17 protein-coding genes are annotated in these 17,397 nt (G+C 57.3%); 13 read left to right on the top strand and 4 right to left on the bottom strand.

What is annotated here, in order from left to right; all coding sequences use genetic code 11:
* Positions 1 to 5: 5 nt before the first annotated feature.
* Genes hyfE through GYRE_RS10985 form a run of 6 tightly spaced genes read left to right on the top strand, consistent with a single transcriptional unit; the run spans position 6 to position 5,697 of the window.
* A complete protein-coding gene (gene hyfE, locus GYRE_RS11010) occupies positions 6 to 656 on the top strand; it encodes a hydrogenase 4 membrane subunit (RefSeq protein ID WP_038255247.1) in 651 nt (216 codons plus the stop codon).
* Between the two features lie 4 nt (positions 657 to 660).
* A complete protein-coding gene (locus tag GYRE_RS11005; RefSeq protein ID WP_006818556.1) occupies positions 661 to 2,250 on the top strand; it encodes a hydrogenase 4 subunit F in 1,590 nt (529 codons plus the stop codon).
* A complete protein-coding gene (locus tag GYRE_RS11000) occupies positions 2,247 to 3,980 on the top strand; it encodes a hydrogenase large subunit (protein WP_038255244.1) in 1,734 nt (577 codons plus the stop codon). The genes GYRE_RS11005 and GYRE_RS11000 overlap by 4 nt, the downstream gene beginning before the upstream one ends.
* A 10-nt stretch (positions 3,981 to 3,990) precedes the next feature.
* Positions 3,991 to 4,551, top strand: coding sequence for a hydrogenase 4 subunit H (gene hyfH, locus GYRE_RS10995; protein ID WP_006818558.1), 561 nt, complete (start codon positions 3,991 to 3,993; stop codon positions 4,549 to 4,551).
* Positions 4,538 to 5,293 (top strand): NADH-quinone oxidoreductase subunit B family protein, encoded by a 756-nt coding sequence (locus GYRE_RS10990; protein WP_038255242.1) that lies wholly within the window; start codon positions 4,538 to 4,540, stop codon positions 5,291 to 5,293. Before hyfH ends, GYRE_RS10990 begins: the two co-directional genes overlap by 14 nt.
* Entirely contained in the window at positions 5,290 to 5,697 is a 408-nt protein-coding gene (locus tag GYRE_RS10985) for a formate hydrogenlyase maturation HycH family protein (protein WP_006818560.1), read from the top strand. Before GYRE_RS10990 ends, GYRE_RS10985 begins: the two co-directional genes overlap by 4 nt.
* Before the next feature lie 91 nt (positions 5,698 to 5,788).
* Here GYRE_RS10985 and GYRE_RS10980 read toward each other — a convergent pair whose 3' ends face one another.
* Complete coding sequence (locus tag GYRE_RS10980; protein WP_276329942.1) at positions 5,789 to 7,465, bottom strand: sigma 54-interacting transcriptional regulator; 1,677 nt, start codon at positions 7,463 to 7,465, stop codon at positions 5,789 to 5,791.
* Positions 7,466 to 7,623: 158 nt separating this feature from the next.
* Between GYRE_RS10980 and hycI the strand changes: the two genes are divergently transcribed.
* A complete protein-coding gene (gene hycI / locus GYRE_RS10975; protein ID WP_038255241.1) occupies positions 7,624 to 8,094 on the top strand; it encodes a hydrogenase maturation peptidase HycI in 471 nt (156 codons plus the stop codon).
* A 52-nt stretch (positions 8,095 to 8,146) separates the two neighbouring features.
* Here the strand turns inward: hycI and GYRE_RS10970 are convergent, their stop codons facing one another.
* Positions 8,147 to 9,571 carry a 6-phospho-beta-glucosidase gene (locus tag GYRE_RS10970; protein ID WP_038255240.1) on the bottom strand — a complete coding sequence of 475 codons (1,425 nt, stop codon included), beginning with the start codon at positions 9,569 to 9,571 and terminating at the stop codon, positions 8,147 to 8,149.
* A 23-nt stretch (positions 9,572 to 9,594) separates the two neighbouring features.
* Positions 9,595 to 11,040: a PTS cellobiose/arbutin/salicin transporter subunit IIBC gene (ascF, locus tag GYRE_RS10965; RefSeq protein ID WP_038255238.1), complete on the bottom strand. Its 1,446-nt coding sequence runs from the start codon at positions 11,038 to 11,040 to the stop codon at positions 9,595 to 9,597.
* A 203-nt stretch (positions 11,041 to 11,243) separates the two neighbouring features.
* Between ascF and GYRE_RS10960 the strand changes: the two genes are divergently transcribed.
* The 4 genes from GYRE_RS10960 to GYRE_RS10945 all read left to right on the top strand — a co-directional run bounded on the left by GYRE_RS10960 (position 11,244) and on the right by GYRE_RS10945 (position 16,221).
* Entirely contained in the window at positions 11,244 to 12,257 is a 1,014-nt protein-coding gene (locus tag GYRE_RS10960) for a LacI family DNA-binding transcriptional regulator (RefSeq protein ID WP_038255237.1), read from the top strand.
* Between the two features lie 145 nt (positions 12,258 to 12,402).
* A complete protein-coding gene (gene hydN / locus GYRE_RS10955) occupies positions 12,403 to 12,948 on the top strand; it encodes an electron transport protein HydN (protein ID WP_006818566.1) in 546 nt (181 codons plus the stop codon).
* 8 nt (positions 12,949 to 12,956) lie between these two features.
* On the top strand, positions 12,957 to 15,182 hold the full coding sequence (hypF, locus tag GYRE_RS10950; protein ID WP_146748689.1) for a carbamoyltransferase HypF: 2,226 nt from the start codon (positions 12,957 to 12,959) through the stop codon (positions 15,180 to 15,182).
* A 10-nt stretch (positions 15,183 to 15,192) separates the two neighbouring features.
* On the top strand, positions 15,193 to 16,221 hold the full coding sequence (locus GYRE_RS10945; protein WP_038255234.1) for a HoxN/HupN/NixA family nickel/cobalt transporter: 1,029 nt from the start codon (positions 15,193 to 15,195) through the stop codon (positions 16,219 to 16,221).
* Between the two features lie 41 nt (positions 16,222 to 16,262).
* Here GYRE_RS10945 and GYRE_RS24725 read toward each other — a convergent pair whose 3' ends face one another.
* Positions 16,263 to 16,433: a hypothetical protein gene (locus GYRE_RS24725; RefSeq protein WP_167829698.1), complete on the bottom strand. Its 171-nt coding sequence runs from the start codon at positions 16,431 to 16,433 to the stop codon at positions 16,263 to 16,265.
* Positions 16,434 to 16,616: 183 nt separating this feature from the next.
* Between GYRE_RS24725 and GYRE_RS10940 the strand changes: the two genes are divergently transcribed.
* Positions 16,617 to 16,958: a type II toxin-antitoxin system RelE/ParE family toxin gene (locus tag GYRE_RS10940; protein ID WP_038255232.1), complete on the top strand. Its 342-nt coding sequence runs from the start codon at positions 16,617 to 16,619 to the stop codon at positions 16,956 to 16,958.
* 9 nt (positions 16,959 to 16,967) lie between these two features.
* Positions 16,968 to 17,267, top strand: coding sequence for a helix-turn-helix domain-containing protein (locus GYRE_RS10935; RefSeq protein ID WP_038255230.1), 300 nt, complete (start codon positions 16,968 to 16,970; stop codon positions 17,265 to 17,267).
* Positions 17,268 to 17,397 lie beyond the last annotated feature (130 nt).

Raw genomic sequence — 17,397 nt, 5'->3', positions numbered from 1 at the left:
CGATGATGACCGGAGCCTTAATTGTTAATAATCTCGCCGGGCTGATGATGGTGACATCACTGCTGGTGATTGGTGCCAGGCATCCGCGTAGTTCCTGCTGGTTCTACGCCCTGCAATCTCTGGTGCTGGTGCTGATTTTCTTCACCCTCTCGAGAACGCTGGATTCTGAACAACTGCTGATGTGGTCGTTTAGCGCGTTTCTCACCAAGGTGGTGCTGGTGCCGCTGATCATGGGCTTTGCCCTGCGTAAGATCTCCGACCCTGCAGCCGATGTGAGCCTGATAAGCCCGGCAATGCTGATGGTTGCCGCAGCGGTGATCGTGGTGCTGTGCTGGTTTGTGGTGCGCCCGGTGGCGCTGCCGCTGCTGCACGAGCTGAAGCCTGCTCTGGCGGTGGCGCTGGGTCACTTCCTGCTGGGGCTGCTGTGCATCGTGACCCAACGCAACATCCTTAAGCAGGTGTTTGGCTACTGCCTGATGGAGAACGGCTCCCACCTGGTGCTCGCCCTGCTGGCGAACAAAGCGCCGGAGCTGGTGGAGATTGGGATTGCCACTGACGCTATCTTTGCGGTGATCGTCATGGTGCTGCTGGTGAGGAAAATCTGGCGCACGCTCGGCACGCTGGATGTGAATAAACTGACGGCGCTGAAGGGATAACACCATGAGTCATAATGCTATTTTTACTTTACTCATCGTCACGCCGCTGCTGTTTTCGCTGCTGGCGTTTGCCTGCAGGCCGCTCGGCGCTGCGGCACGGTCGGCGGTCACGCTGCTGCACGGTATCGGTATTCTCGCGCTCCTCGGCGTTACTTTTTACGCCGTAGGCGCGGTGTATCAGCAGGGGGACATTTTCTCCAGCAACCTGTGGCTGCACGTCGACAGCCTGAGCGCACTGTTCCTTGGCATCCTTGGCCTTATCGGTTTTCTGACCGGGATGTACTCGATGGGTTATATGCGCCACGAGGTAGACGAAGGGGAAATCTCGGTTGCGACGCTGTGCAACTACTACGGTTTCTTCCATCTGTTCCTGTTCACCATGATGCTGGTGGTGACTAGTAATAACCTGATTGTGATGTGGGCAGCCATTGAAGCCACCACCCTCAGTTCGGCGTTTCTGGTGGGGATCTACGGCCAGCGTTCGTCGCTGGAAGCGGCGTGGAAGTACATCATCATCTGTACCGTCGGCGTTGCGTTTGGCCTGTTCGGCACCATCCTCGTGTACGCCAATGCGGCAAGCTTTATGCCGGATCCTGGCAATGCCATTTTCTGGACCGAGGTCCTGAAGCATGCCGGAGAACTTGACCCAACGCTGATGCACCTGGCGTTTGTGTTCGTGCTGATTGGTTTTGGTACCAAAACCGGGCTGTTCCCGATGCATGCCTGGCTGCCGGACGCGCACAGTGAAGCGCCAAGCCCTACCAGTGCACTGTTGTCGGCGGTGCTGCTCAACTGCGCGCTGCTGGTGATTATTCGTTTCTACATCATCATCAGCCAGGCCATTGGCCCGCAGTTCCCGAGCACGCTGCTGCTGATTTTCGGCCTGCTGTCGGTGGCCGTGGCGGCGTTCTTTATCCTGGTACAGCATGACATTAAGCGTCTGCTGGCCTACTCCAGCGTGGAGAACATGGGGCTTATCGCCGTGGCATTAGGGATTGGCGGCCCGCTTGGCGTGCTGGCGGCATTGCTGCACACCCTCAACCACAGCCTTGCGAAAACGCTGCTGTTCTGTGGTTCCGGTAACGTACTGCTCAAGTACGGCACCCGTGATTTAGGCGTGGTGCGCGGCATGCTCAAACTGATGCCGTTCAGCGCAGTACTGCTGGCGGGCGGCGCGCTGGCGCTCGGCGGGATGCCGCCGTTCAACATCTTCCTCAGTGAGTTTATGACCGTCACCGCGGGGCTGGCAGCCGGGCATTTATGGCTGACCATCGTCCTGTTGCTGCTGTTAACCGTGGTGCTCGGCGGCCTGGTACGCATGGTGGCCTGTCTGCTGTTTGGTGCCGCCCCACAAGCCACCAGCCGCGGTGAGCTTGGTCTGCTGACCACGCTGCCGATGGCGATTCTGCTGGTGCTGATGCTGCTTATGGGGACGCATATTCCGCAGCCGGTAAGCCGCATGCTGGAAAACGCCGCCTCGGTGGTGATGAAGGCCACGCCGCAGCAAACCTTTCAATGGCCATGGGCGGCAAGCCGCGCCACATCCTCGAATCACAGTGATTGCACCCGTGAGTGTACTGGAGAAATGAAGTGAGTTATCAACAATATATGAACGGCCTGGCGCAGGGTGGTCTTCGTGGTATGGGCTATGTGGCGGCGGTGCGGGAGAAATTCCCCGGCGCCATTCTTGATGAAGAACGCCAGACCAACGACCAGCTCACCATCACCGTCAAAATGAACGTGATGCCGGAGATAGTCGAGTTTCTTTACTACCAGTGCGGCGGCTGGTTGCCGGTGCTGTTCGGCAACGATGAGCGCACCCTTAACGGCCATTTCGCCGTGTACTATGCGCTGTCGATGGAAGAGGGCGAGAAGTGCTGGGTGGTGGTGAAGGCGCTGGTCGATCACTCTCTTGAGTTCCCGTCCGTCACGCCACGCGTTCCGGCGGCGGTGTGGGGCGAACGTGAAATCCGCGACATGTACGGCCTGACGCCGGTGGGTCTGCCGGATGAGCGCCGTCTGGTGCTGCCGGACGACTGGCCGGATGATATGTATCCGCTGCGCAAAGATGCGATGGACTATCGCCAGCGCCCGGCACCGACGACGGAGACTGAAACCTATCCGTTTACCAATGACGGTGACAAGAGTTCGCGCGTGGTGCCCGTAGGCCCGATGCATATCACCTCCGATGAGCCAGGCCACTTCCGCCTGTTCGTCGACGGCGAGCAGATAGTCGATGCTGATTACCGTCTGTTCTACGTACACCGTGGGATGGAAAAGCTCGCTGAAACGCGCATGGGCTATAACGAAGTCACCTTCCTTTCTGACCGCGTGTGCGGCATTTGCGGCTTTGCCCACAGCGTGGCCTACGCCACGTCGGTTGAAAATGCCTTAGGTATCGTGGTGCCACAGCGAGCGCACACCATTCGCTCGATTCTGCTGGAGGTTGAACGCCTGCACAGCCATCTGCTGAATATCGGACTGTCCAGTCACTTTGTCGGCTTCGACACCGGTTTTATGCAGTTCTTCCGCGTGCGCGAGAAGTCGATGACCATGGCGGAACTGCTCACTGGTTCGCGTAAAACCTACGGCCTGAACCTGATTGGCGGTATTCGCCGCGACATTCTGAAAGAGCAGCGGATTAAAACGCTGCAGCTGGTACGCGAGATGCGTGCCGAGGTCAGTGACCTGGTTGAGATGCTGATGGCGACGCCAAACATCGAACAGCGTACCCAGGGCGTGGGGATCCTCGACCGTCAGGTGGCGCGCGACTACAGCCCGGTGGGCCCGCTTATCCGTGGCAGCGGCTTCAAGCGCGATATGCGTTTTGACCACCCGTACGCCGACTACGGCAACCTGCCGAAAACCCTGTTTGCCTTTGACGGCGGCGACGTCTTCTCCCGCGTGATGGTGCGGGTAAAAGAGACCTTTGACTCGCTGGCGATGATTGAATATGCGCTGGAAACCATGGGCGAAGGGCCGCTGCTGACCGAGGGCTTTACCTATCAGCCGCATAAGTTTGCGCTGGGCTACGTTGAGGCACCGCGTGGTGAAGACGTGCACTGGAGCATGCTCGGCGATAACCAGAAGCTGTTCCGCTGGCGCTGCCGTGCGGCGACCTACGCCAACTGGCCGGTGCTGCGCTACATGCTACGCGGCAACCATATCTCTGATGCGCCGTTGATTATCGGGAGTCTTGACCCGTGCTACTCCTGTACCGACCGCGTGACCTTAGTGGACGTGCGCAAACGCAAATCCACCACGGTGCCGTACAAAGAGATTGAACGTTATGGCATTGAGCGCGCCCAGTCGCCGCTTAAGTAAGGATTGAACGATGCTGAAACTGTTTAAAACTATCCTGAAAGCCGGTGAACCGACGGTGAAATACCCGTTCCAGCCGCTGGAGGTTTGCCCGGGATTTCGTGGAAAACCGGAGCTGAACCCACAGCAGTGTATCGCCTGCGCCGCCTGTACGATGGCGTGCCCGGCGAATGCGTTGACCATGGAAACGCATCCGGAAACGAACGAACGCATCTGGCAGTTGTTCATTGGTCGCTGCATCTTCTGCGGCCGCTGCGAAGAAGTGTGCCCGACGAACGCCATTCGGCTGTCGGAAGATTTCGAACTGGCGGTCACGAATAAAGCCGATCTTTACGTGACGGCGGTGTTTCGCCTGCAGCACTGCGTGTCGTGCCAGCAGCCTTTCACGCCGGAGAAATCGGTGCAATATGCCATCGAGCTGCTGCGCCAGTCCGGCGTCAGCGATGAGGCGCTGGCGGGGATGAGCGAGCAGTTCTGTACCTGCCCGGCGTGCAAACGCAAGCAGACCCTCGCCAGTCATGACCGGCAGCCCATCAGTTTTACCGTCGCGGAGGAGCGTCATGAGCGAATTTAACCATCACGTCAGCCAGCCGATTACGCTTGCCGACGACGTCGCACGGATGAAGCAAACGCTGCTGAAAGATATCAAGCGTTCGGCTTATGTTTACCGCGTGGACTGCGGCGGCTGTAACGGCTGCGAAATCGAGATCTTCTCCGCGATTACCCCGGTTTTCGACGCCGAGCGTTTCGGTATCAAAGTGGTGGCTTCACCGCGTCATGCCGATATTCTGCTATTCACCGGCGCCGTGACCCGCGCCATGCGCGTACCCGCGCTGCGGGCGTATGAATCGGCTCCGGATCCGAAAATCTGCATCTCCTACGGCGCCTGCGGCGTCGGCGGTGGGATCTTCCACGATCTCTACTGCGTCTGGGGCGGTAGCGACACCATCGTGCCGGTAGACGTGTGGATCCCGGGCTGCCCGCCAACTCCTGCGGCGACCATCCACGGTTTTGCCGTAGCGCTGGGGTTGCTCGACCAAAAACTGAAAGGCATTGAACACGTCCAGGGTGAGGACGAGAAGCCAACGCTTATCCTGCCGGATATCCCGTTGAGCCTGCGCGTGTCGGTTGAGCGTGAAGCGCGGCGAATGGCCGGTTACCGGCAGGGGAAAATGATAAGCCACCGTTTCCTCGACCTGTTGCAGCACAAAGAAGCGGCGGGCGTTGAAGCCTGGCTCAAGCAGGAAAACGATCCGCGGCTGGCAGAGATTGTGCAGCGGTTGACGGGCATTGTTGCCGGGCAGGTGGTGGCATGAGCGACAGCGGAAAAGTGACCTTCTGGTCGCTGCGCCAGAAGTTTGTCGACAGCGACGAGGATATGCCCACCGAAAGCCAGCAGGTGATGTACTACTCGCTGGCGATTGGTCATCACGTCGGCATGATTGATTGTCTGAAAACGGAGCTACAGTGTCCGCTGGCAGGCTTCAACGACTGGCTGGCGCTGTTGCCCGAAGGTGAGGGGCGGCGCAAACTGAGCGGGCTGCTGAAGTTTGGTGAAATTACCATCGACTCGACGCACACCTCGTTGCTCGCCCATACCGTTGATGCGCTGAGTAAAACCGGCGCAGAGCCCTTCAAAAGCTGGAGCCTGCGCCTGATTGAGCTGCTGGCGGAAATTGAGCGCGAACCGGCGATTTACCTGATCGTTAAACGTCATTGATGCCCAACTAAACCCTAAATAATTCGAGTTGCAGGCAAACGTAGCCAACGCACCTGCAGCTTGAAGTATGACGGGTATAATGCGGGAGCGCTTACAGCTCCCGCGTGTTAATCCCTAACCGCTGCATTCTCGATAATAGCGTAGTGCGCTTTAGCCCAAGCTTGATAGCCGCGCCTTTCGGCCCGGCGACAATCCCGTTGGTTTCGCGTAGCGCCTGAATAATACGGGCCCGCTCGGCATCGTCGTTCTCCGGCGTCTGCGGGTTGAACATGGCGGGTAGCCTGCGGGTTGCCGTGTGGGCGGGTGCCACCGGGGCGACAGCGGCCGGTATTTTCAGATCGTTAAGCTGCAGATTCAGCGTACTGCCCTGGGTGAGGATCACCGCACGTTCAATCACGTTCTGTAGCTCCCTCACGTTACCCGGCCACGGGTAGCTGCACAGCGCCTGGATCCCGGCGGCAGGGACGGTATCGATAGTTTTATTCATTCGCGCTGCCAGCTTACGGGTAAAGCTGGTCACCAGTGGGGGAATATCCTCCGGGCGATCGCGCAGCGGAGGCACCTCCACCGGGAAGACGTTCAGGCGGTAAAAGAGGTCACTGCGGAAGGTTTTCTCTTCCACCATCTGTTGCAGATTGCGGTTGGTGGCGGCCACTACCCGCACGTTCACCGGGATGACCTGGTGGCCGCCGACGCGCTCGATTTCGCGCTCCTGCAGTACCCGCAGCAGTTTGGGCTGCAGCTCAAGCGGCATGTCGCCAATTTCGTCGAGAAACAGCGTACCGCCTTCCGCCATTTCGAAGCGTCCGATATGGGTGCTGGTGGCACCGGTAAACGCTCCTTTTTCATGGCCAAAGAGGTCGCTTTCCAGCAGGCTTGCAGGGATCGCGGCACAGTTAATTTTCACCAGCGGTCCGGCAGACAGCGGGCTGAGTTTGTGAATGGCGCGAGCGATAAGCTCTTTGCCAGTGCCGGTTTCACCCAACAATAGAACGGTGCTGTCGCTGGTCGCGACAATCTCGACCTGGCGCAGCAAATTCTTCATCGCCGCGCTCTGGAAAATAATATCGTTCAGGCTTTCAGCATTTTGGATCTGTTCGTTAAGCCAGGTATTTTCCTGTTTCAGTGCATCTTTAAGCCGGGTTATTTCGTCCCAGGCGTTGGAATTATCGACGGCAATGCTGATACGCGATGCGATTTGCCCCAAAAGCGAACAGACGGCGGGAGTAAACGCGCCGATATCGGTATGGGCGAGGATCAAAATACCCGGCGAGTGGGAATTAAAGGTTAGCGGTAATAGCAGCGCCACCCGCATTCCAGCACAATAAAGATGGTGAAGCAGTGGTTCACTGGTGTGTTCACTCAGCGCCACCGCCTGTGGCTGCTGGAGGTGATTTGTCAGCGGATAGTTTTTCTGTTCGCAGTAATAGCGGTTATCCTCTTTCCACAGGCAGTGCGTAACCGGGTAGTGCCCTGCATTTCCGCCGTCGAGAAAGGCGATAGCGACTGACGGAATGGCGAAATAACGATGAATATCTTCGGCGATAGCGCCGACCAGACCATCACGATCGAGGTGGGCCAGCACCGAGTTGGTGATATCAACCAGAATACGATATTCGTCACGCTCGTCTTTTAACTGATGAAAGAATTCCAGCAGTTCAGGTTCGACGCCGGAATTAATCATCGCTATCAGGTGTTTATTCCATTCCTCATTTGAAATGGGAATCGTTCTTATTTTCTTGCCTGACAGCTTCTTTACGTCATTCATCTCTTCAGCCTGTTCGATAGAAATCGTCTGATAGTCGCAATGATTCAGCAATGCTATTTGAGATCAGTATTTATGTGCTGCGTGCAATATAAGATATTCGGCGCTGAAGTTTCGTTGACATCAGCAGGGTGTTTCTTCAATTAAGGTGGGAGATTAATGTGACCAGCGTAATACTGTGCGTCGGCAACAGCATGATGGGAGACGACGGAGCCGGTCCGCTGCTGGCGGAAATGTGTGCCGCCGCGCCGCAGGGTGAGTGGATTGTTTTCGATGGCGGCAGTGCGCCGGAAAGAGAAGTGGCAGCCATCCGTGAACTGCAGCCACAGCGGCTGATGATTGTCGATGCCACTGACATGGGGCTCGAACCCGGTGAAATTCGCATTGTCGACCCGGACGATATTGCAGAAATGTTCCTGATGACCACCCATAATATGCCGCTGAACTACCTGATCGATCAGCTGAAAGAGGACATCGGTGAGGTGATATTTGTCGGCATTCAGCCTGATATTGTTGGTTTTTATTATCCGATGACGCCGAAGATTAAAGCCGCCGTTGAGGTGCTGTATCAACGTCTCGGCGACTGGCAGGGCAACGGCGGTTTCGCTCTGCTGGTAGCGGAAGAAGAGTAGCATTTTCCCTCTCCCCGTGGGGAGAGGGTCAGGGTGAAGGGAAACCCGACACCTACGTCAAATCTTCCCCGTTACTAGCGATCACTTTTTTGTACCACCAGAATGATTTCTTACGCGTGCGCGCCAGCGTACCGTGGCCAGCGTCATCACGATCGACATACACAAACCCATAGCGCTTACTCATTTCACCGGTAGAGGCAGACACCAGATCGATGCAGCCCCAGGTGGTATAGCCCATCAGCGGCACGCCGTCGTCAATGGCTTGTGCCATCGCTTTAATGTGTTCACGCAGGTAGGCAATGCGGTAGTCATCGTGAATTTCACCATGGGCGTTAACTTCATCGCGCGCGCCGAGGCCGTTTTCGACCAGGAACAGCGGTTTCTGGTAGCGGTCGTACATCATGTTCATGGTGATGCGCAGCCCCAGCGGATCAATCCCCCAGCCCCATTCGCTTGCCTGGATGTGCGGGTTTTTCAGCGATTTCACCACGTTTGCCGCATTAGTCTTCTGCTGATTCATATCAGCTGAGGCGCAGCGGGAGGCGTAATAACTGAAAGAGACGAAGTCGACGGTGTGCCGCAAGGCTTCATCATCACCCGGCGCTTTGACAATGCTGATGCCTTTTTCACGGAAAACCCGTGCGGCATAGGCTGGATAAGCTCCGCGCGCCTGGACGTCAATAAAGAACAGATTCTCGCGGTCTTTTTCCAGTGCCGCCCAGACATCTTCAGGTTTGCAGGACCAGGGGTAAAAATTACCGCCTGCGAGCATACAGCCGACCTGATTGTTGGGGTTGACCTGATGAGCGATTTGGGTGGCGAGGGCGCTCGCCACCAGCTCGTGGTGTGCGGCCTGATATTTTACCTGCTCCTGATTTTCACCTTCTTCAAATACCAGACCGGCGCCGGAGTAAGGGCTATGGAGCATGATGTTGATTTCATTAAAGGTCAGCCAGTATTTCACCAGCCCGTCAAAGGCTTCGAAACAGGTTTGCGCATAGCGGGTAAAAAACTCGACCATCTTACGGCTGCGCCAGGAGCCGTACTCGGTCACCAGATGCATCGGTACGTCGAAGTGGCACAACGTGACCAGCGGTTCGATTCCGTATTTATGACACTCTTCAAAAACGGCACGGTAGAAGGCAATGCCCTCAGGGTTTGGCGTCAGCTCATCGCCGCGCGGGTAGAGGCGGCTCCAGGCGATAGAGGTGCGAAAGACGCTAAAGCCCATCTCCGCCATCAGAGCGATATCTTCTTTGTAACGATGATAGAAATCGATAGCCTCATGGCTCGGATAATATTCGTCTTCACGCAGGGTGAAGCGTTTCTCAAGCCCCAGCTTAACCGGCATCCGGTGTTCGCCGTGGGGAATGGTATCCACGGTGGTTAAGCCTTTACCGCCAGCAAGGTATGCCCCTTCCGACTGGTTGGCGGCCAGGGCGCCGCCCCATAAAAATCCCTGCGGAAAACTCGACATCCGTTACCTCATTAATATGTGAATCAAATTTTTACAGCGCGGTTTTCTGCCGCATGTTTTGCCCGCGCCACGGCGGCGTCGGCGTCGACGGGAATATCTTCAAAGCCCAGCAGCAGCGTCAGGATGAAAGAGAGCACTACTGCCAGCGCCATGACGCCGAACACCCAGACGATGGTCATCGGGTTAGCCGGGTCAAAAAACTGTACGCTGGTGAAGAGGCCCGGAGCCGCCATCGAATGGCTGGCGAGCCCGGCAATACCGGCGACCGCGCCGCAGATAAAACCGCTGATGAGGCTGGCTATCAGCGGCCGCTTGAGGCGTACCGCCACGCCGTACAATGCAGGTTCGGAGATCCCGGCGAGAATGGCTGAAGCCGCCGCTGCCAGCGCCGTCTGGCGCAGTTCCGGGTTTTTGGTTTTCCATGCCACCGCCAGCGAAGAGCCGCCGAGCGACAGGTTGGCACCAATTTCTGAGGGCATCACCATGCCTTCTTTACCGGTTTCAGCGATGGTCTGAATGATGGTTGGTGTAAACACGCGGTGCATCCCGGTCATCACCAGCAGCGGCCACAGCGCGCCCATAATGGCGACGGAGAGCCAGCCCAGATAACCGTGAATGGTGTACACCAGCGCGGAAATGGCGCTACCGATCCAGATACCAATCGGGCCAATCAGCAGGATAGCCAGCGGGGCGGCAATCAGAACGATCAGCATCGGTTTGAGGAAGTTTTTGGTCACCGCAGGAGTGATTTTGTCGACCCAGCGCTCGATGTACGACAGGCACCAGGTCATCACCAGCGCCGGGATCACCGTATAGGTGTATTTCACCGCCGTGACCGGGATCATCGCAAACTGTACCTGTTCACCCTGGGCGGCTTTTGCCATGAGATCGATAAACGCCGGGTGCACCAGCACGCCGGCAATGGCGATGGCAAGCGACAGGTTGGTTTTGAACTTCAGCGCGGCGGAAGCGGCCACCATCAGCGGCAGGAAGAAAAAGGCGCCGTCACCAATCACCGTCAGAATGGTCAGCGTTGGCGACCCCTTGCTGAGCAAACCGGACATCTCCAGCACCATCGCCAGCAGCTTGATCATCGAGCCGCCGATGATCGCCGGGATCAGCGGTGACATGGTGCCGATCAGCGCATCGAGGATCCCCGCGCCGATACGGCGCAGCGTGAGTTTGGGTTTTGCCTGTTCGACGGCGGGTGGTAGCGTACCGGGGAGCTGGGCGGTGACTTCGCGGAACGCCTGGGAAACCGTATTGCCGATTATGACCTGGCACTGGTTGTCGCTGCGCACCACGCCCAGCACGCCGCTCAGGCTTTTAAGCGTAGCGGCATCGACACGCTCGTTATTGACCACCACAAAGCGTAAACGGGTCATGCAGTGGGTGACGGCGGTAATGTTGTCGACGCCGCCAAGCGCGTCGATGATGGCGCGGGCCAGAGCCGGGTAATTTTTGGACATCGGATTGTGGTCCTGTTTTATCGTCGTGTAGGGTGTATAGGAAACCGGTTCCACAAAATCATGAATAGTTTCACGATTCCAAACAAGATCACTTTTTGGTCATTTTTTATTTTTGTGATTGAGATCGCCTGGCGGTTCCTGGTGCTGAAAAAGCGCAGCGGCTGAAGTACACTGCCAGCAACTCATTGATACGGTATTACAATATGGCAACGATGCTGGAAGTGGCAAAGCGCGCAGGAGTGTCGAAGGCCACGGTTTCACGAGTGCTGTCCGGCAACGGTTACGTCAGCCAGGAAACCAAAGATCGCGTTTTTAAGGCCATCGAAGAGAGCGGCTATCGCCCCAACTTGCTGGCGCGCAACCTGGCGACGCAGAAATCTCAGACCCTGGGTCTGGTGGTGACCAACACCCTGTATCACGGCACCTATTTCAGCGAGCTTTTGTTTCACGCTGCGCGAATGACCGAAGATCAGGGGCGTCGTTTGATCCTCGCCGATGGTAAACACAGCGCGCAGGAAGAGCGGGAGGCGATTCAGTATCTGCTCGATCTGCGCTGCGACGCTATTGTGATTTATCCGCGTTTCCTCAGCGTCGATGAGATGGACGACATCGTCCAGAACCACAGTCAGCCGATTATGGTGCTGAACCGCCGTCTGCGACGTAACAGCAGCCACAGCGTGTTCTGCGATCATAAAGCCACCAGCCGGGCGGCGGTCGAGCAGCTCATTGCGCTCGGACATCGCGACATTGCGTTTATCACCGGTTCACTGGATTCCCCTACCGGCGTGGAACGCCTTTCAGGCTATAAAGATGCGCTAACGGCGCACGGGATCCCGCTGCGTGATGCGCTGATTGCGCAGGGGAAGTGGACTCCCGCCACCGGCGCCGCTGCGGTGGATACACTGCTGGCCCGTGACGCTGAATTCAGCGCGCTGGTGGCCAGCAACGATGACATGGCGATCGGTGCCATCAGACAGCTGCAGCAGCAGGGTATCAGTGTCCCGCAGCAGGTTTCAGTGTTTGGTTTTGATGATATCGCTCTCGCGCCTTACACCCTTCCCGCGCTCTCCAGCGTGCGGATCCCGGTGACTGAGATGATTAAAGAGACCATCAACCGGCTGATATTCATGCTTGATGGCGGTGATTTTAAGCAGCAGCAGGCGTTTCAGGGAGAGCTCATCCTGCGTGAGTCCGTGCTTCGTCACCCGTATCCCTGAGCTCGTCACCTGTCATCGTCATTTGTGACGATGACAGGTCGATTTCCCTTTAATTATAGAATTAGTCTTTAATAATCATGTCACTACAGAAGTGGCGTGGATTATGCATTCTCTGGTCAACTAACTGACATTGCTGGAGAAACCGATGAACCGTTTCATCATTGCTGATGCGAGCAAGTGCATTGGCTGCCGCACCTGCGAAGTGGCCTGCGTGGTCTCTCATCAGGAGAATCAGGATTGCGCCGCGCTGACGCCGCGTAACTTTCTGCCCCGTATTCACGTGATTAAAGGCGTTAACGTCTCTACCGCCACCGCCTGTCGCCAGTGTGAAGATGCTCCCTGCGCCAACGTCTGCCCGAACGGGGCCATTAAACGTGAGTTTGGTTTTGTGCACGTGATGCAGGAGCGCTGCATCGGTTGCAAAACCTGCGTTGTGGCCTGTCCGTACGGAGCGATGGAGGTGGTGGTGCGCCCGGTTATCCGCAATAGCGGCAGCGGGCTGAGCGTGATGGCTGACAAGGCGGAAGCTAACAAATGCGATCTTTGCCACCAGCATAAAGAGGGCCCGGCCTGCATCAGCGTGTGTCCAACCCATGCGCTGGTGTGCATCGACCGCGGTACGCTGGATAAGCTCAGCGCGGAAAAACGCCGTCGTACGGCGCTGGATCCTGCCATGACCATGCCATTCTAATGTCCTGCATGAGCCATTACGGAACCGCGCTGCGTATTCGCGGCAAAGTACAGGGGGTGGGATTCCGCCCCTTTGTCTGGCAGCTTGCCCATCAGCTGGGACGGGTGGGGGATGTCTGTAACGATGGCTCCGGCGTGCTGGTCAGGCTGGTGGGCGGTGAAGGGGATTTTGTCGCCCAGCTGCACGATCGTTGCCCGCCGCTGGCGAGTATCGAAAGCGTCACCATGAGCGCGTTTGACTGGTCGCAGATACCGGATGATTTCACGATTCGTGAAAGCGGTGCCGGGAGCATGTCCACCCAGATTGTGCCCGATGCCGCCACCTGTCCGGCGTGTCTTTCCGAAATGAACACGCCCGCCGAGCGCCGTTACCGTTACCCGTTTATCAACTGCACCCATTGCGGGCCGCGCTTTACCATCATCAATTCCATGCCCTATGACCGACCGTTCACGGTGATGGCGGCATTCCCGTTATGCGCGGCATGTGAAGCGGAGTACCGCAACCCGGCAGACCGGCGTTTTCATGCGCAGCCGGTAGCCTGTGAAGCCTGCGGGCCAATGCTCTCCTGGCGATCGTCCGGGCAGTCTCTGGCGGGTGAGGCGGCGCTGCAGGCGGCTATTGCCATGCTTGCTGCGGGTGGCATTGTTGCCATCAAAGCCATTGGCGGTTTTCATCTTGCCTGCGATGCCGGAAACGATGAGGCGGTAGCCCTGCTCCGCCTGCGCAAACATCGCCCGGCGAAACCGCTGGCGGTGATGACCTCTGATGCCAGCGGTCTACCGCTCAGCGCTCGCCAGTGTCTTACGACTCCTGCCGCCCCGATTGTGCTGGTTGATAAATCGCTGATTGAGGGTTTAAGCCCGGATATCGCCCCGGGGCTACGTGAAGTCGGCGTGATGCTGCCCGCCAACCCTGTCCAGCATTTACTGATGCAGGCACTGGCGCGTCCGCTGGTGATGACCTCCGGTAACTTGAGCGGTAAACCGCCGGCCATCAGCAATGAGGAGGCGCTGGCGAGCCTTGCGGAGATCGCCGACGGCTATTTGCTGCATAACCGCGATATCGTCCAGCGGATGGATGACTCGGTGATGCGCGCCAGCGGCGAAATGCTGCGCCGCGCCCGTGGCTTTGTGCCGGACGCGCTGCCGCTGCCGCCGGGGTTTCACGATGTGCCGCCGCTGCTGTGCCTTGGTGCGGATATGAAAAATACTTTCTGCCTGGTGCGCGGCGAGCAGGCGGTGTTGAGCCAGCACTTTGGCGATGTGGATGACGACGGCGTTGAGCAGCAGTGGCGGCAGGCGCTGGCGCTAATGCAGCGCATCTACGATTTTACCCCGCAGCAGGTGGTGGTTGATGCCCATCCTGGTTTCCGCTCTACACGGTGGGCGGCGTCGCTTGGTTTACCGCAGCAGACCGTGCTGCATCACCATGCCCATGCGGCGGCCTGCCTGGCGGAGCATCAGTGGCCGCTCGACGGCGGTGACGTTATCGCACTGACGCTCGACGGCATCGGTATGGGAGAAGACGGTGCGCTGTGGGGCGGTGAGTGTCTGCGGGTGAACTATCGCGACTGCCAGCGTCTGGGGGGCCTGCCCGCGGTGGCGCTACCGGGTGGTGAACTGGCGGCGCGACAACCATGGCGTAACCTGCTGGCACAATGCCTGGCGTTTATCCCTTACTGGCAGCAGGAGCCGGAGCTTGCCGTGCTGCATCAGCATAACTGGCCGCCGCTGGCCAACGCCGTCGCACGGGGCATTAACTCACCGCTGGCGTCGTCCTGCGGGCGGTTGTTTGATGCAGTTGCTTACGCGACGGGCTGCGCCCCCGATACGCAGAGCTATGAAGGGGAGGCGGCCTGTCGCCTCGAAGCGCTGGCGATGCAGTGTGCAAGCGTCGATCACCCGCTGCGGTTGCCGTATCGCAACGGCGAGCTATGCCTGGCTTCTTTCTGGCAGAGCTGGCTGCACTGGCAGGCACCGGCAGATCAAAAAGCATGGGCGTTCCATGATGCACTGGCGCAGGGGCTGGCGATGATGATGCGCGAGCAGGCGCTGGCGCATGGCATTCAGACACTGGCGTTCAGCGGTGGCGTGATGCACAACCGGTTGCTGACCGCCAGACTTCGCACCTGGCTCTGCGACTTTACTCTTCTGTTCCCACGCCTGCTGCCTGCTGGCGATGGAGCAATCTCCTTCGGTCAGGCGGTGATTGCCGCCGCCCGATTAGTACATTGAGGTAGACACGATGTTCTTACGAATCTTACGCCAGCAGCCACGGGCGGCGGTACTGGTGCTGGTTTTAGCTCTGGTGAACCTGCTGGTATGGGCGCTGGCCTGGCAGCAGTTTGCGCATAGCGGGGCGCTGATGGCGGCGAGCGTACTGGCGTGGGGCTATGGTCTGCGCCACGCGGTCGATGCCGATCATATTGCGGCGATCGATACCGTTACGCGAAAAATGATGCAGCAGGGTCGTCGTCCCTGCGGCGTAGGGGCGTGGTTTTCGCTGGGTCATTCGACGATTGTGGTGCTGGCAACCGTAGCGATTGCCGCCACCGCGACGGCATTTCAGAAAAACATGGCGTGGTTTCATGATACCGGCAGCGTCATCGGAACGGCGGTATCGGCGTTGTTTTTACTCGCCATGGCGCTGGTTAATCTGGTGATTTTACGCAGCGTCTGGCGTAGTTTTCAGGCACTGAAGCGCGGCAAGAAAGTGGACGCCGATGCCGCCTTCACCGGAGGGAGCATGAGCTGGCTGTTTGGCCGTACGTTCCGCCTGGTGGGTAAGAGCTGGCATATGTATCTGGTGGGTTTCTTATTCGGGCTGGGGTTTGACACCGCGACAGAAATCGGGGTGCTGGGTATTTCCGCGGCCGGAGCCTCCCACGGGATGTCCATCTGGTCAATCATGGTGTTCCCGGCGCTGTTTGCCAGCGGTATGGCGCTTATCGATACCCTCGACAATGTGCTGATGGTCGGTGCCTATGGCTGGGCGTTCAACAAGCCTCAGCGCAAGCTTTATTACAACATGACCATTACCGGTACTTCGGTCGTCGTGGCGCTGTTTATCGGCGGCCTGGAAGCGCTGGGGCTGTTTGCCGACAAGTTTTCCCTCGACGGCGGGCTGTGGCGTGGGGTGGCATTTCTTAACAACAACCTCGGCAATGCCGGCTTTGTGGTGGTCGCGCTGTTCGTGGCGTGCTGGTTGTTGTCGGTGGTGAACTATCGCTGGCGCGGCTACGATGCGCTGTCGGTAGATGGCAACAAGATCTGAGCATGGAGCATCCGGCGGCGATGTACCGCCGGAAAAGCCCGCTAGTGGCGGGAAAGCGAGTCTTTGCTGAGCGGAGACAGCAGCTCTTCAAGCCGCTCCATGCGCTCCTGCGGGGAAAGATATAACCAGCTAAATTTCCCCGGGTTCTCAGCATGACGAACCGACGTAAAGTACTGAGCAAAGTAGCGCAGGTCGTGAGTAAGCGTCGTCATTTTTTCTCTCCGGGTGGTTAATTCACAGCCAGAATAGGGCAGGCTCCTGGATTAAAACAGGCCGTGATTTTTCGAGTTGTTCCGGATTTATGATGATTTGAGCAGGTATCGCGTGGTGGCATTGATATTATAGTAAATAGGCTATAATATGATTTATAGCAAATAAGCTATGAGGGATCGCGGATGTGGGATGTTGAAACAACGGATTTGTTTGATGAATGGTTTATGGTGCAAACACAAGCTTTAAAAATTGATATGCTGGCTGCGATGCATCTTCTGGAAGAATTTGGTCCACAACTGGGTCGCCCTTATGTCGATACGGTTAATGAGTCAAACTACGCCAATATGAAAGAGCTTCGTATACAGCATGCCGGTAATCCGGTGAGAGCATTCTTTGCATTTGACCCTGGACGCAAAGCGGTAGTGCTTTGTGCCGGTAGTAAAAGAGGGGTCAATGAGCGACGTTTTTACAAAGAAATGATTAGGTTAGCTGATAACGAATTCAGTAAGCACCTGGTAAAGTAAGGAAGTCATATGTCTACTTTAAAAGCGCTGATGGCGCAGCAGAGTCCTGAGGATCAGCAGCGCGTGACTGAGAAAGTTGAGGAAATGCGCCAGATCGTGGCATTGACGCAGCTGCGTGAAGAATTAAATTTGTCGCAAACTCAACTTGCAGCAGCCATGGGTGTTAAGCAGCCGACGCTTGCGAAAATCGAGCAGCCTGGCAACGACCCGAGACTTTCTACTCTCAAACGCTACGTGTCTGCCCTGGGGGGGGAGCTGCGTATTGATGTGACCTTACCCGGTGGGAAGAGAATCGCATTCCATGTTTAAGTCTGGGTTGCCAGCTTCTTACAGATACTCAGGAAACAAAAAAAGCCCCGGACATAGGGGCTAAAATGTCGGTAAGTCGACATGCAAGCGACACATCCATGTGCTGCGATTAAGTGGCTGGAGGGTTAAT

The organism is Yokenella regensburgei ATCC 49455 (assembly GCF_000735455.1).
Taxonomy (GTDB): Bacteria; Pseudomonadota; Gammaproteobacteria; order Enterobacterales; family Enterobacteriaceae; genus Yokenella; species Yokenella regensburgei.
The sequence above is the reverse complement of the archived record's forward strand: the minus strand, read 5'-3'. Positions and strand labels throughout refer to the sequence as shown.

Bases quoted from the DNA above. Each gene is read 5' to 3' on its own strand.
- hyfE (WP_038255247.1), top strand. From the start codon at position 6: ATGACCGGAGCCTTAATTGTTAATAATCTCGCCGGGCTGATGATGGTG.
- GYRE_RS11005 (WP_006818556.1), top strand. From the start codon at position 661: ATGAGTCATAATGCTATTTTTACTTTACTCATCGTCACGCCGCTGCTG.
- hyfH (WP_006818558.1), top strand. From the start codon at position 3,991: ATGCTGAAACTGTTTAAAACTATCCTGAAAGCCGGTGAACCGACGGTG.
- GYRE_RS10990 (WP_038255242.1), top strand. From the start codon at position 4,538: ATGAGCGAATTTAACCATCACGTCAGCCAGCCGATTACGCTTGCCGAC.
- GYRE_RS10985 (WP_006818560.1), top strand. From the start codon at position 5,290: ATGAGCGACAGCGGAAAAGTGACCTTCTGGTCGCTGCGCCAGAAGTTT.
- GYRE_RS10980 (WP_276329942.1), bottom strand. From the start codon at position 7,465: ATGAATGACGTAAAGAAGCTGTCAGGCAAGAAAATAAGAACGATTCCC.
- GYRE_RS10970 (WP_038255240.1), bottom strand. From the start codon at position 9,571: ATGTCGAGTTTTCCGCAGGGATTTTTATGGGGCGGCGCCCTGGCCGCC.
- ascF (WP_038255238.1), bottom strand. From the start codon at position 11,040: ATGTCCAAAAATTACCCGGCTCTGGCCCGCGCCATCATCGACGCGCTT.
- GYRE_RS10960 (WP_038255237.1), top strand. From the start codon at position 11,244: ATGGCAACGATGCTGGAAGTGGCAAAGCGCGCAGGAGTGTCGAAGGCC.
- hydN (WP_006818566.1), top strand. From the start codon at position 12,403: ATGAACCGTTTCATCATTGCTGATGCGAGCAAGTGCATTGGCTGCCGC.
- hypF (WP_146748689.1), top strand. From the start codon at position 12,957: ATGAGCCATTACGGAACCGCGCTGCGTATTCGCGGCAAAGTACAGGGG.
- GYRE_RS10945 (WP_038255234.1), top strand. From the start codon at position 15,193: ATGTTCTTACGAATCTTACGCCAGCAGCCACGGGCGGCGGTACTGGTG.
- GYRE_RS24725 (WP_167829698.1), bottom strand. From the start codon at position 16,433: ATGACGACGCTTACTCACGACCTGCGCTACTTTGCTCAGTACTTTACG.
- GYRE_RS10940 (WP_038255232.1), top strand. From the start codon at position 16,617: ATGTGGGATGTTGAAACAACGGATTTGTTTGATGAATGGTTTATGGTG.
- GYRE_RS10935 (WP_038255230.1), top strand. From the start codon at position 16,968: ATGTCTACTTTAAAAGCGCTGATGGCGCAGCAGAGTCCTGAGGATCAG.